The organism is Microcoleus sp. Pol1C5, assembly GCF_036701115.1.
Lineage (GTDB): Bacteria > Cyanobacteriota > Cyanobacteriia > Cyanobacteriales > Microcoleaceae > Microcoleus.
Genome location: NZ_JAUBQE010000010.1, coordinates 81,900 through 96,415, shown reverse-complemented (window position 1 = coordinate 96,415; position 14,516 = coordinate 81,900). Strand labels below are relative to the sequence as shown.

Annotated in this window: 8 protein-coding genes; 4 read left to right on the top strand and 4 right to left on the bottom strand. The window is 45.0% G+C overall.

Annotated features, from left to right (window positions below; all coding sequences use genetic code 11):
- Positions 1-83: 83 nt before the first annotated feature.
- Positions 84-5,846: an AAA family ATPase gene (locus tag QUA23_RS08165; RefSeq protein WP_333110338.1), complete on the top strand. Its 5,763-nt coding sequence runs from the start codon at positions 84-86 to the stop codon at positions 5,844-5,846.
- Positions 5,847-5,987: 141 nt separating this feature from the next.
- On the opposite strand, the gene QUA23_RS08160 is transcribed toward QUA23_RS08165, so the two are convergent.
- The gene (locus QUA23_RS08160) at positions 5,988-6,128 is read right to left on the bottom strand and encodes a hypothetical protein (RefSeq protein ID WP_333110339.1); all 141 of its coding nucleotides are present in this window, start codon (positions 6,126-6,128) and stop codon (positions 5,988-5,990) included.
- 246 nt (positions 6,129-6,374) lie between these two features.
- Between QUA23_RS08160 and QUA23_RS08155 the strand changes: the two genes are divergently transcribed.
- The 3 genes from QUA23_RS08155 (at position 6,375) to QUA23_RS08145 (ending at position 10,004) form a co-directional block, all read left to right on the top strand.
- On the top strand, positions 6,375-7,007 hold the full coding sequence (locus QUA23_RS08155; protein ID WP_333075127.1) for an alpha-ketoglutarate-dependent dioxygenase AlkB: 633 nt from the start codon (positions 6,375-6,377) through the stop codon (positions 7,005-7,007).
- Positions 7,008-7,632: 625 nt separating this feature from the next.
- Positions 7,633-8,526, top strand: a complete 894-nt coding sequence (locus QUA23_RS08150; RefSeq protein WP_333075126.1) for an isoaspartyl peptidase/L-asparaginase family protein — start codon at positions 7,633-7,635, stop codon at positions 8,524-8,526.
- Between the two features lie 203 nt (positions 8,527-8,729).
- Positions 8,730-10,004 (top strand): carbamoylphosphate synthase large subunit, encoded by a 1,275-nt coding sequence (locus tag QUA23_RS08145; RefSeq protein WP_333075125.1) that lies wholly within the window; start codon positions 8,730-8,732, stop codon positions 10,002-10,004.
- A 110-nt stretch (positions 10,005-10,114) separates the two neighbouring features.
- On the opposite strand, the gene QUA23_RS08140 is transcribed toward QUA23_RS08145, so the two are convergent.
- The 3 genes from QUA23_RS08140 to hisD all read right to left on the bottom strand — a co-directional run bounded on the left by QUA23_RS08140 (position 10,115) and on the right by hisD (position 13,694).
- The gene (locus QUA23_RS08140; protein ID WP_333075123.1) at positions 10,115-11,182 is read right to left on the bottom strand and encodes a tetratricopeptide repeat protein; all 1,068 of its coding nucleotides are present in this window, start codon (positions 11,180-11,182) and stop codon (positions 10,115-10,117) included.
- A 446-nt stretch (positions 11,183-11,628) separates the two neighbouring features.
- Positions 11,629-12,057, bottom strand: coding sequence for a universal stress protein (locus QUA23_RS08135; RefSeq protein WP_333075122.1), 429 nt, complete (start codon positions 12,055-12,057; stop codon positions 11,629-11,631).
- 323 nt (positions 12,058-12,380) lie between these two features.
- On the bottom strand, positions 12,381-13,694 hold the full coding sequence (hisD, locus tag QUA23_RS08130) for a histidinol dehydrogenase (protein WP_333041543.1): 1,314 nt from the start codon (positions 13,692-13,694) through the stop codon (positions 12,381-12,383).
- Positions 13,695-14,516 lie beyond the last annotated feature (822 nt).

Here is a 14,516-nt window from a genome sequence, read left to right as displayed (position 1 = left end):
TTGTTCCTTTCTAAAGCGCTATTCTCGACACAACGAATCCGGTGTGTTTTGAGTAAACGTTAATTTTTACCAGAAAAATAAATATGCTCTCCATTCCAGGCATTGCCGTCCAGAAACTGCTTTACGAAAGTACCAACTCTCTGGTTTACCGGGGGATTCGGGAAGCGGATCGCCAACCGCTCATCCTGAAACTGCTCAAAGAAAGCTACCCCACACCTCAAGAATTGCTACGCTACCGCACCGAATACCGTATCACCCGAGAGCTGAAAGAGGCGGGAGTCGTGCAAGTTTATGACTTGCAAAAATACCAAAATAGCCTCGTAATTTTTGTGGAGGACTTTGGCGGGGAATCCTTGAAAATATGGATGCAGCAGCGAAAGTTTAGCCTCAAGGAGTTTCTGATCCTGGCGATCGCAGCCACTGAAACTTTAGGGCAAATTCACAGCGCCAATATTATCCACAAAGATATTAACACCTCAAATATTGTTTATAACCCGGAAACGGGACAGCTCAAAATTATCGACTTTGGCATTTCCACTCAGCTAACGCGAGAAATGCCAACCCTGAAAAATCCTAACGTTTTAGAAGGAACCCTCGCTTACATATCGCCGGAACAAACTGGTAGGATGAATCGCTCTATCGATTACCGCACTGACTTTTACTCGCTCGGCGTCACCTTCTACGAATTGCTGACAGGAAAACTACCTTTTGAGACAGAAGACGCTTTAGAGCTAGTTCACTGCCACATTGCCAGACAACCAGTTCCCCCACACGAAATCAAGCCAGAAATCCCCCTAATTGTCTCCCAAATTGTCAGCAAGCTGATGGCAAAAAATGCGGAAAATCGCTATCAAACTGCATTGGGTCTCAAGCAGGATTTAGAAATGTGTCTGGTTCAATTACAAGAAACCGATAGCATAGAAGAATTTGAGTTGGGAACCCTGGATCTTACAGACCATTTCCTGATTCCCGAAAAGTTATACGGCAGAGAAACAGAAGTTTTTCATCTATTAGCTGCCTTTGAAAGAGTTCGTAATGCTAGTGCCGAAATGATGCTAGTAGCTGGCTTTTCAGGGATTGGTAAAACCGCAGTAGTGAACGAAGTCCACAAGCCGATCGCCCGACAGCGCGGCTATTTTATCAAAGGCAAATACGACCAATTCCAGCGCAATATCCCCTTCAGTGCATTTGTGCAAGCATTTCGGGAATTGATGGGACAATTATTATCAGAAAGTGACGCTCAGTTACACAGATGGAAAACCCTGATACTCACAGCAGTAGGCGAGAGTGGGCAAGTCTTGATTGACGTAATTCCTGAATTAGAACACATCATTGGCGCTCAACGTCCTGCATTAGAATTGTCGGGGAGTGCAGCACAAAATCGCTTCAATCTGCTGATGCAGAAATTTGTGCAAGTATTTACCCAAGCAGAACATCCCTTAGTGATGTTTCTGGACGACTTGCAGTGGGCAGATTCGGCATCGCTGAAATTGCTACAACTGTTGATGGAGGATACGGGGCATCTCTTGATATTGGGTGCTTATCGGGATAATGAGGTATCACCGGCTCATCCGTTTATGTTGACTGTGGATGAGATTGTGAAGTCTGGGGCCACGGTGAATACGATTACTCTGCAACCGTTGAGTTTAGCAGATCTCAATCAGTTGGTAGCAGATACGCTGATTTGCGATTTATCTTTTGCTCAACCTTTGACAGAATTGGTTTATCAAAAAACCCAAGGTAATCCGTTTTTCTCGACTCAATTCCTCAAGGCGTTGCATGAAGATGGTCAAATTATTTTTAACCCCCCTCAATCCCCTCTTAGTAAGGGGGGCAGTAAAGGGGGGTGGCAGTGCGATATTAATCAAGTTACATTTGCCGACGCCTCGGATGTGGTGGAGTTTATGGCGGCACAATTGCAGAAGTTGCCTGCCGAAACTCAGGATGTTCTCAAACTTGCCGCGTGCATTGGGGCGCAGTTTGATTTAGAGACATTGGCAATAGTCAGCGAAGAATTACCAGAACAAACGGCATCAGCGCTGTGGATAGCATTGCAAGAAGGACTGATTTTACCTATTACTGAAGGCTATAAATGCTTCCTTCAAACAGATGCTCCTTTCCCTCCTGGGTCTGTTGCTAATCCAACTTATAGCTTCCTGCACGATCGCGTCCAGCAAGCAGCTTATTCCCTAATACCCGAAGACCAAAAACAAGCCACTCATCTCAAAATTGGACAGTTACTCCTACAAAAATATTCGGACATAGAAAGAGAAGAAAAGCTGTTTGATATAGTGGGGCATTTAAATCAAGGAATTGAGTTAATTAATCAATTAAGCGAACGAGAAGCCTTAGCCCAACTCAACTTAGAAGCGGGACGTAAGGCTAGAAGTTCTACCGCCTACGCTGCAGCAAATATCTATTTGCAAACAGGGATTGAGCTACTGACAGCCAACTGCTGGCAAAGTCAGTATGAGTTGACCCTGAATCTTTATGTTGCTGCTACCGAAGCCGCCTATTTGAATGCTGACCTTGAAGTTATGGAACAGATGGCAGCACAGGTATTGCAGAATGCTCAGACAATTTTAGACAAAATCAAAATTTACGAAATTTCAATCGCCGCCCAGACAGCCCAGGGCAAGCTGTTGGAGGCGATCGCAGTGGGCAGAAATGCACTCTTACAACTGGGGGTTGAATTCCCAACTGAACCTGACGAAGCTTTGATTAGTAAAGCGCTACAAACTCTGAAGAGTCAACTTCAGGGCAGACAAATAGAGGAACTGGTTGACCTACCTGTGATGACAAATTCCCAGACTCAGGCAGCTATGCAAATGTTAGGAATGTTACCGGGAACGATTTTCATGGGAATGCCCGGTTTACTACCACTCCTTAGCTCGACGATGGTGAGTTTATCGCTCTCCTTTGGAAATGCACCCCCATCAAGCGTGGGGTATGCACTTCATGGTATGGTGTTGTGTGGTTTTTTGGGAGAGGTAGAAACAGGCTATCGCTTTGGTCGATTGGCACTCAGCTTGCTCGATGGGTTCACTTCACGGAAATTCAAGTCCATCATTCTGGTGATGTTTGGGGCTTTTATGCAGCATCATAAGGAAGCTATGAGAGCAGTGATATCTACGGAGAAAGATGGCTATATGGCTGGCATGGAATCTGGCGATTTCCTTAACGCTGGCTACAACATACTCACTTACTTTCACGCCAACTTTTTCGGTGGGGTAGAACTAGAGACTTGGGAACCCGAAATAGCAGATTACAGCACTGCCTTATATCTGGTGAAGCACTATTCTGCTCATGATTCTTTGGATATGATGCGGCAGACGGTGCAGAACTTGACGGAATGTGTGAGTCAACCGGATTGCTTAATAGGAACTGCATACGATGAAAGTGTAATTATTCCTAAGCAATATCAGAACAATGAATTCGCAGCGATCGCTTATATCTACATCAACAAACTACTTCTTGCTTACTGGTTTGGCAATTATTCGGCTGCCCTATGCCACATTACCCAAGTTAAGTCGTATTTGATGGCAATATCGGGAAGTGTTTATTTTCCCATTTTCCATTTCTATGCTGCCCTAACACACTTGGCGCTATTTCCCACACAGCTAGAAATTGAGCAACTAGAAATTCTCGCTCAGGTGCAAACACATCAAACGACTCTGCAACAGTGGGCCCAAAATGCTCCGATGAATCATCTGCATAAATGGTATTTGGTTGAGGCCGAAAAACATCGAGTTTTGGGTAATAAAGCTGAGGCGATAGAAATGTACGATCGCGCAATTTCTGGAGCCAAAGAAAATAAATTCCTCAACGAAGAAGCACTAGCTAATGAACTAGCCGCCAAATTTTACCTAGAATGGGGTAAAGAAAAACTTGCTCAAACCTACATGATTGAGGCCTATTATTGTTATGTTCAATGGGGAGCAACTGCTAAGGTAAAAGATTTAGAAACGCGATATCCGCAGTTATTGGCGCCAATCCAACCGGGAAGAAAAAAAACTACGGCATCAGGGACGACCACGGGTTCGGGTAATAACCTAGATATCACCACAGTAATGAAGGCTTCTCAGGCGATATCCGGCGAAATAATGCTGGATAAGTTACTGTCTAGCTTGATGAAAATTTTGATGGAAAGTGCAGGGGCGCAAAGAGGATATCTAATTTTACCAACCCAGGGAAAGCTGTTAATTGAAGCTGCAGGCACAATAAATTCCCAACAAGTTACCGTGTTGCAGTCAATCCCCGTTGAACATTGTCAGGAACTTTCGGAAGCAATTGTCAATTATGTGTCCCGCACTCAAGAAAGCGTGGTACTGGATGAGGCTTTCCGAAAAGGACAATTTACCAACGACCCCTACATCCGAAAGCATCAGCCAAAATCAATTTTATGCGTGCCGCTGATTAACCAATCTCAAATCATCAGTATTGTTTACCTAGAAAATAATCTGACAGCCGGAGCTTTTACCCCAGAAAGAGTGGAACTATTAAAAGTGTTATCGGGACAGGCAGCTATCTCGATCCAAAATTCTAAGCTTTATACAGAAGTCCGCGAAAATGAGAACAGGCTCACTCAATTTTTAGAAGCAATTCCGGTAGGGGTATCAGTGCTGGATGCTTTGGGCAAACCTTACTATAGTAATCGCGTTGCTATTCAATTATTAGGTAAAGAAGTTATTCCCGAAGTCACCAGCGAGCAAATACCAGAGGTTTATCAAATCTATCAAGCTGGAACAGAGCAGGAATATCCCTCTGCACAATTACCCTCGGAGCTGGCGTTGAGGGGCGAAAGTGCCACCGCCGATGATATGGAAATCCACCAAGGTAACAAGATTATTCCTATTGAGGTTTGGGGTACGCCAATCTATGATGAAAAGGATAATATTTCTTATGCCATTGTAGCTTTTCAAGATATTACGGAGCGCAAAAAAGCCGAAGCAGAGCGAATCAGGTTTACCAATGAATTGTTCCAACTCAACAAAGCTTACGAGCGCTTCGTTCCCAATCAATTCCTACAGTTTCTAAATAAATCAAGCATTATTGAGGTGGAATTAGGCGACCAAGTGCAGTTAGAAATGTCGGTGTTGTTTTCCGACATTCGCGACTTCACCACGCTCTCGGAAAGCATGACGCCGGAAGACAATTTCAGATTTATCAATTCCTATCTTTCTCGCATGGAACCCGTTCTTAATGAAAATAACGGCTTTATTGATAAATATATTGGCGATGCGATTATGGCGCTGTTTAGCGGCGAGGCGGATAATGCGGTGAAAGCCGGAATTGCTATGCTGCAGGGCCTCGTTGGATATAATCAACACCGCGCTAATTCTGGCTATGGGCCGATTCAGATTGGGATTGGAATTAATACGGGTTCTTTGATGCTGGGGACGGTGGGCGGTCAAAATCGCATGGAGGGCACAGTAATTTCCGATGCGGTGAATTTAGCTTCTCGCGTGGAGGGATTGACAAAAAATTATGGGGTGTCGCTGTTAATCACCCAGGAAACTTACTCCCGTTTAGAAAATTTATCCAAGTACGCAATCCGCACTCTCGATACGGTAAAAGTCAAGGGCAAATCTGAATTAGTAACAGTTTATGAGGTGTTTGATGCTGATCCACCTGAAATCAAAGCGGGCAAGTTAGCTACGCTGGAATTGTTTGCAGAAGCTAGGGCAAATTACTTGCAAGGGAAGTTTGCTGAAGCGGCTGGGCTGTTTTCCGAGTGTTGGCGTCAGAATCAGGGCGATCGCGTCTCTAAAATTTATTGGGAACGCTGTGAGTCTGCATTGGCAACTCACACAAAAATTAAAGACCGGCCACACAATTTAGATTAATTGGAACAGTCCCAAACTCGATCGCTACATTGTTGGAAGGGGAGATCATTTTCATTTTTCACGAGTGGTATTGGGGCGACGGTTGAGTGCAGTCTCGGTTGGAGGGAGTGTCGCTGCTGCCACTGAATTTGGGGCAAACAGCTAGTTTGTTGCGGCTGCGGGAGTTTTTGGCGGGTAAGCAGAAAGCCTCAGAGTGATGTGAAGCGCGATCGCTTCATTGAGGACTAGGATTAGGTCAAGATCCATCACAGCAGCGATCGCGGGCAAGGAAGGCAAAAGCAAGAGTAACCGAATTTTTCTGGCATTATCTAAACTTATGTCCCTGTGTAAAAATTTACCAAAACATATCCTATACTTTTCGCCCAATTCGGTATGCAACATTAGCTATAAGTTTAAGAAAAGTAATTATCCTTGTCTTGTTAAAATGCTAAAATTAGCTTTACATGATTAATGGTAAAGCTGGGCAGTGCTTGTGTCAGCAACTGTATATTTATAAATTTCAGTAAAACGTAATCAGCGAGCAGATTTATGTATACTCAACTTTCATTGTGGGAAGAGCCAAAAGCAGAAAGCCAGAAACATGGTCAGCAATTATCTCTGCCTGATGCCGAAATAATCATGTACCGCGACTTTTTGAATAACAATGAGAGCAACGAGATATTTGCGGAATTGTACGGCGCTATTAATTGGAAGCAAGAGGTGGCTCTGCTTTTTGGCAAGCAAGTCGCTATACCGCGACTTAGCGCATGGTACGGAGATGTAGGTAAATCTTACACTTACTCCAAAATAAAAATGGAGCCTAATCTATGGACACCTACACTCATAACAATCAAATCTAAAATAGAAGCAATAGCAGGTACAGTGTTTAACAGCGTGTTGCTTAATCTATATCGCGACGGCAAAGATAGTGTAGCTTGGCACAGTGATGATGAATCAGAACTTGGTGAAAACCCAGCGATCGGTTCTGTAAGTTTTGGGGCTACTCGTCGTTTTATGCTCAGGCACAAATACCAAAAAGAAACGAAATTAGAAATTCAATTAACTCCTGGAAGCTTCCTGCTGATGAAAGGAGCAACCCAGCATTTTTGGCAACACCAAATCCCGAAAGCCGCCAAAGTTACTGAACCAAGAATCAACCTTACTTTCAGGAAAGTAATCTAAATTAATTAAGGGTAATTTGTAATTTGCATATGCGTTTATATGGCTTTACTTGCTGTTTTTAGCAAAAAAAATTGCAACTTTTGTTAACAGTAAAAGTAGCGATTTTAGCACAGCAATAAAAGTACCGCCGAATTAGCGATCGCACGGGAGTGCCGCTGCTAAGGCTGAATTTGGGTCAAACGGCTAGTTTGTTGCGGCTGCGCGGCTTTTTGGCGGGTCAGCAGAAAGGCTCAGAGTGATGTGAAGACCGATCGCACTTCTTTTCTCTCAAAGTCTCATTCTTCACGTTTAGCAATTTTGCCTGTTAAGGTGTAGTGCATCCCCTTAAGTTTTACCTCATCTTTATTCCCTAACTCTTTCAAGTTCCTTAACTAACTCTAAGCTAAATGTGATCAAACTATTGACATAACTTTAGCAACATATATATTAATAATTCGTAAATAGCTAGGTCGGTAGGAATACAAATCTCGACACAAATAATTATATCTGAAGATAGACGAATCCTAAATTAAACACAGCTAGCCTATATAACTAGCATCAAATAAAATACTTAAAAATTGCTTATAATAAATTGATTGATATAAGAAATTTTTAAGTAGATATTCAGATAAAAAAAAGGAAATTTATGGTACTAAGCATTATTGTTCACGGTGGAGCAAAAACCATCACAGAAGACAAGGTAGCAGCCAACAATGCAGGCTGTACCGCAGCCGCAGAAGCTGGTTGGGCAGTGCTCGCAAGGGGGGGTACAGCAGCAGAAGCTGTTGAGGCAGCTATCCGGGTTCTGGAAGCTGACCAGACATTTAACGCAGGCTTTGGATCGGTTCTCAACAGTAAGGGAGAGGTAGAGCTAGACGCAGCGATGATGGAAGGCGGTTCATTAGCTTGGGGAGCCCTCGCAAATGTTAAAGGCGTGCGGCATCCCATCTCCGTGGCGCGAAAGATTATGGATAAAAAACCCATGTTCTTAGTAGCGGATCACGCAGAACATTTTGCGGCCGAAAATGGAGCCGAGATGTGTAAAAAAGAAGACTTAATCGCTGATGAGCAACAGGAAGAGTGGGAGGAGGAAAAAGAAGTTATTGACCGCCCCAATACCGTTGGTTGTGTAGCTTTGGACAGCAGCGGCATCTTAGTTGCCGGTACCTCAACAGGCGGCACTATGAATAAGCCCGCCGGTCGCGTCGGCGACAGCGCCATTATCGGCTCAGGCTTGTTTGCTGAAAATGAACAGGGCGCTTGCTCGACCACAGGCGATGGCGAGTCGATTATACCAGTAGTTCTGGCTAAGACGGCGATCGACATTCTAGCGTCCGGCAAGCACCCAGACGATGCAGCGCAGATGGCAATTGAGACTCTGGCATCTAAGGTAGCAGGAGAAGCTGGGTGCATCCTCATAGACCCTCAAGGGCGGGTTGGCTGGGCGCATAATTCAACGGACATGGCTTGTGCTTATAGAACCTCAGGAATGGACAAGGTGGCTGTGTTCACTAAGAAAAAACAACTCGTCCATCATTGAAATTATTGAGGTTGCATTCTCCCTAGTTGGAGAGAGTTAAAATTCCGCAACTAATATCTTGTTTCCTAGGTATTAAGTAGCTGGACATCAATAAACACTTTTTCAATTTGTAGGGCGGGCATTGCCCACCCTACTTTTAATTATGTCGAGCTACTTAGTGGCCGGCAAAACAGTTCAATTCAAACTCGACTTGAAGGTTTCTTATGAACTCAACATACGACTTTCCTTACTTTCAGGGTAATTCTCTTTCCGATTTGTTTGCTGCAGACATTACAGATGCAGGTTATGCGTTCATCCTAAATTACCCTGCAACTGCCAGTTGGGCTGCTTACCCCAACAGAAAAAAATACTTTATTCAAGACGGCAGCAGTGAAGCCACCAAAACTTCTTTCGACAAGATTGGTCAGAAGGAACCTTGGAAAAATCTGGCTGTGTTAGGCGATGCCATCCCAGGGATTGTGATTAATCAGCCGCCGAACTCGCTGATGGACTATTGGCGGGAGCATTTTGGCTTCAGCTACAGCAGTATGGAGATGATAGACTGCTCAACTTATCTCGAAGATCTCAGCGTAAGCGATCGCTTTGACAAACTCCTGAGTCTATTTCCCTTCGACAATCTCAAACCTGAAAAACACGCCGTCCATCCCGACATCCACTACCACTTACTCAGCAAAGCCACGCTAGCAGAATTAGGCGTGCAATGTCCGAAATACCAAACCTACAATCTGCACGAAGTCAATCTCGAAAGCATTCAGTTACCAGAGCAATTCCCCTACTTGATTAAAACGTCCCACGGGCTTTCTGGAGAAGGCACTTATATTATCAAAAGCGCCAGCGATCTGAACTACTGCTTGCAGGAAGTGAGGAAATATCTCGATATTAAGTTGCTGGATACGATTATTGTCTCGGAATTCGTCAAGAATGAAGTGCAGAACTATTGCGTGCAGTTCTATGTAAGCAAAACGGGAAATATCACGCTTATCGGCACTACCAGCCAACTTGTCACCCCAGAGGGCAGCTATTTAGGGGGACTGATTCACTACCGCGAAACCGACATGAGTAGGTTTTTTGAGATGATTGCCGCTATTGGTAAATATGCTCACCAACAGGGTTATTTCGGCGTTATTGGCTTCGACGTGCTGGAAGACTCTGAGGGAGAGTTGTATGCCATTGATGCCAATTTCCGAGTTAATGGTTCGACTCCGCTTTGTGTGCAGCGCCATACCTTACTGGGGCTGGGAAAGGAGGTGGCTCAATATTCCAGTAGCTGGCGAATGGATGGGACTTTGGAATCGATTCTTGTCACGCTGAAATCAGAACTCGCTCGCAAGGACTTGATAATCTTGTCAGCTTTAGAAAAGGTTAAATACGGAAAAATCTACACGGAAATTTACGGGATAGTTGCGGGTGAGGATATGAAGGAAATGCAGCACAGCGAGGAGAATTTGCACAGTAAGGGATTGCAGCAATTTGGTTGATATCCGCTCTACTGATTGCAGCGGTTGTGCGGTTCAATTAAATGTGCTGGATAAATATTATTCCAAGGCAAAATCTACTCGGTCGGTTTCTCAAAACAATCTCTAACTCGCTACTGTGGTGAGAATTTTTTAATTTGGTTAACAGCATCTTGGTAATCACTTGTTTTTCCTTCTTGCTTGTACAAGTCAGCGGCTTTTTGATAATCTGCGATCGCCTCTGCTTTTTTCCCAAGGGCAGACTTGGCATTACCTCGATTGTAGTAGGCGACGGCATCACCCACCCTTAAACCCTGGTCTATAGCCTTACTATAATCCGAGATCGCGTCTTCTTTTTTCCCTAGGTCTGACTTGGCATTAGCCCGAACAAAGTAGAAGAAACCATCGTTGGGGTTCAGGTCGATCGCCTTATTATAATCGGCGAGCGCCTCTGCTTTTTTCCCTAGGTCTGACTTGGCATAACCGCGATCGTTGTAGGCATCAGCATCTTTTGGATTTAGCTCAATCGCCTTATTATAATCTGCGAGCGCCTCTTCTGTTTTTCCTAGGGCAAACTTGGCATCACCTCGACTATTGTAAGCGGAAGCATCTTTGGGATGCAAGTCTATAACCTGATTAAAATCTGCGAGTGCCTCTGCTTTTTTCCCTACCATAGAATTCAATAAACCCCGCATAAAGTAGCCGTTAGCATCTTTCGGATTCAGCTCTAACGCCTTATTGAAATCTGCATTCATTTCTTCTTGTTTACCTAGCACAGACTTGGCTAAACCCCGATTTTTGTAGGCGGAAGCATATTTGGGATTCAGCTCGATCGCCTTATTGAAATCGGCGATCGCCTCTTCATATTTCCCTAGTTCCAACTTGGCATAACCGCGATGGTTATGGGCATCAGCATTTTTGGGATTCAGCTCAAGCGCCTTAGTATAATCGGAGAGCGCCTGTTCATATTTCCCTAGCCGCAACTTGGCTAAACCCCGATTTTTGTAGGCATCAGCATCTTTGGGATTCAGCTCGATCGCCTTAGAATAATCTACGATCGCCTCTTCATATTTCCCTAGGACTGACTTGACATTACCCAGATTGTTGTAGGTAGAAGATGGCGTCCAACAAAGTGCCACCCCAAACACAGTCAAAGCAGCAGCCAGAATTGGCGGAATCAAGCGATGCGGTTTTTTAGTCATAGCCTTGGCAGCTAATAAGTTTTAATAAAACTGCTTTTTAAACGGTTTCATAAACACGCCGAATTGTATCGGAGTGTGTGATAATTAGAAAAATATTGTGACTTTAAACTCACTGTAAAACCCACTATTGCTGGAGATTACACATCCTCATCCTTTTATGGGGAAAAGGCGGATTGGGCAAGACATATCTAACCGACGAGAGACTCAGGCCACAGTCCAATCAAAATTTATCCTGCTGACAGTCTAACTACTGTTTGAAACTGACTCTCAAATTTTTACAACAATTAACATGATAAATAAACAAAAAGTTGTATCCGTGCGTCAGAGCGCATTATAATTATCTGCGGCTTCAATAACTCTTGGCTGACACACCCTACAAGTTTTAACTACTGTAAATCTCCGTGGAACAGGCGTCTCGCCTGTCCATCCCTGCGGTTCAATTGCCCTTACTTAGCCCGCACCACCAACACCGAACAAGGAGCCTCAGCCACAACATCAGCACTCACCGAACCCTCCAAAATCCGCTTTAAACCAGTCAAACCCCGACAGCCGAGCGCAATTAAATCCGCCTTATAAATATTAGCCAAACGGACAATTTCTTCTGCAGGTTGTCCCGAAACAATCTCCAATTCGCTCTGGCAAGGCAACTTTTCCTGATAAGATTGCAGTAACTTCTCCACCTCTCGGTAAGCAATCTCATCTCCCTGAGCGTGAGGTCGATCGACAACCGCGTCAAAATCCGACATACCAGAACTGACAACATGAACTAGAATCACCTTTGCCGTCGGTTCTAGCTGAAATTGTCCTACAACTTGCAAAACCCGTTCTGCAAGCTCTGAATTGTCGATCGCTACCAAAACAGTATTCAATACCATGCACCTTTAAATCTCAGATATTTAGACTTTAAATATTTCGTTGATTGTCGCCTACTGTCGACAATTTCGCGCTTCCCACCAACATCATTATTACCTACCCAGAAACCCGGTTTCTTAACATAATTGCGTCATTTAAGCAAGATACTTGAAGAAACCGGGTTTTGTAAGCCCGCAGTGCGTAAGTAGGTAGGTACAAATAAACTGGACCCCTTGTCACAGAATGTAAAGCTACCATAATCGCAAGAGAATTGCTTCCTTTCATTGCATTTCACTCGCTTTTGACTACCTATGTATTTTGCCGATCATCTACTTAAATCTACCATCTAAAACTCACCCTTTCCCTCATTTTCAGTCCGCAGCCGCACCGAATCAGCGTGAGAAGGAAGCCCCTCTGCTTCCGCCAAAACATTAATCGCCCTACTCACCTTCTTAAGTGCAGCCGGCGAATATTGAATCAAACTCGAATGCTTCATAAAAGTTTCGACACCCAGCGGCGACGCATAGCGCGGAGCCCCAGAAGTCGGCAAAGTATGATTTGGGCCAGCCAAATAATCACCTACAGCTTCCGGCGTCGAGCAGCCCAAGAAAATCGCCCCAGCGTGGCGAATTTGGTCTAGCAAAGCCCAAGGATCTGCAACTTGCAATTCCAAGTGTTCGGGCGCAAACTCGTTAGAGAGTTCCGCCGCAGCTTTGAGCGAGTCAACTACTACGACTAAACCGTAGTTGGCGATCGCCTTTTCTGTTAAAGTTCGGCGCGGGTGATTTGCCAACTGTCTGTCTACCTCAGCCACCACTTTCCTAGCCAGCACCGAATCCGCCGTCAGCAAAATTGCCGACGCCATCGAATCGTGCTCAGCTTGAGCCAACATATCCGCAGCCACGTGCACGGGATTCGCCGAACCATCCGCAATAATCAGCACCTCCGACGGGCCAGCCAGAGAATCGATCCCCACAGTCCCGTAAACCAGCTTTTTAGCCAGAGTGACGTAAATATTCCCCGGCCCAGTAATTAAATCCACCTTCGGAATAGTTTCCGTACCGTAGGCCAAAGCCGCGATCGCCTGCGCCCCGCCTACCCGATAAATCTCATCAACTCCCGCTTCCTGAGCCGCTACCAGCACCGCAGGATTCATTTTCTTCTCCTGTCCGGGGGGAGTACACATCACCAGTCTCGGCACCTTGGCGACCTTCGCAGGAACCGCATTCATGATCACCGAGCTCGGATAGGACGCCTGACCGCCAGGAATGTAGATTCCCGCTCGATCGACCGGCGTGTAGCGCTTGCCCAAAACAATCTCGTCATCACCAAACTGCACCCAAGACTTGGGTACGCGCTGTCGGTGAAACGCCTCTACCTGTTTGCAAGCCAGCCGGATGGCATTTAATAATTCTTTCGACACCTGCTGGTAAGCAGCATCCAATTCGGCGCCACTGACCCGTAAATCTTCCACATTTAGGGTCATGCGGTCAAATTCAGCAGTGTAGTGCAGCACAGCCTGATCGCCTCTGCGCCTTACAGCTTGCAGCACCTCCCGCACGGTGGCTTCTTTGTGAACGACAAGTTCGTCATGGGTGCGATCGCAGATCCGTCGCAGTTCAGCTTGTGCCTCAACCCACTGAGTAATGATTCGCAGCATGGAGATTAGGAATGCCGTCTATAACTTCACTAACATTTGCTTGACAATTGGGGATTTTTGTGGGGTTCTCCTAGAGAATTAAGCCACCACCAGTCCACAAGCTTAAACCGCGAGAGTCGCGGCATTTTCCAAGGCTTCAGTGCAGCGTTTAAATCTCTGTCAAGGATTTTGCAACACTGAGGACAAGTCACAACCTTCTCTAGGAATTGCCCGCCAGAGAACCAGGTGCGGAGGAAGAGGGTGGGAACGCACAGGAGAGAGTGTTCGACCCCGATAATATCCGAGAGGGAGAGTGTTCGAGCGGGAGAATTTTGATTCTGCCTTCTACCTTCTACCTTCTGATCCGGCTGTCTTCTACCTTCTACCTTCTACCTTCAGCTTTTTACCTTCTACCTTCGGTAAGTGCTTCTTGCCGAAGCCCAAATCACCCGTATTCTTTGTTATAGCTTAACTTGGATTTTTCAGAGAATTGGATTTTAAGCAGAATAGGTGCTATATTAGTTTTTCCAACACCTGATAATTTTTTTATAAAAAAACGCCAAATTATTGTATACTTAAAAATTGCGCGCAAGAAACCGTGACTTTAACTGGTGACGGTGGAAACACCGCAAAACGCCTCTGTAACACCCGTGTCATACCTTTGGGTATTCTCAGGGGTAAAAAACAGGCAGTTAAATGAGTCAATAAAAAATTATTGCGCGGGCGTCGCCAAAAAGTAGCCACAGACTCAGCTCAATCTGAGCGAATGGAAAGTGGCTATTTCACTCCGCCATTAAAAATCAAGCTTTTTGCGGATCGATCCCGAAAAGGTTGTCCTTCAAA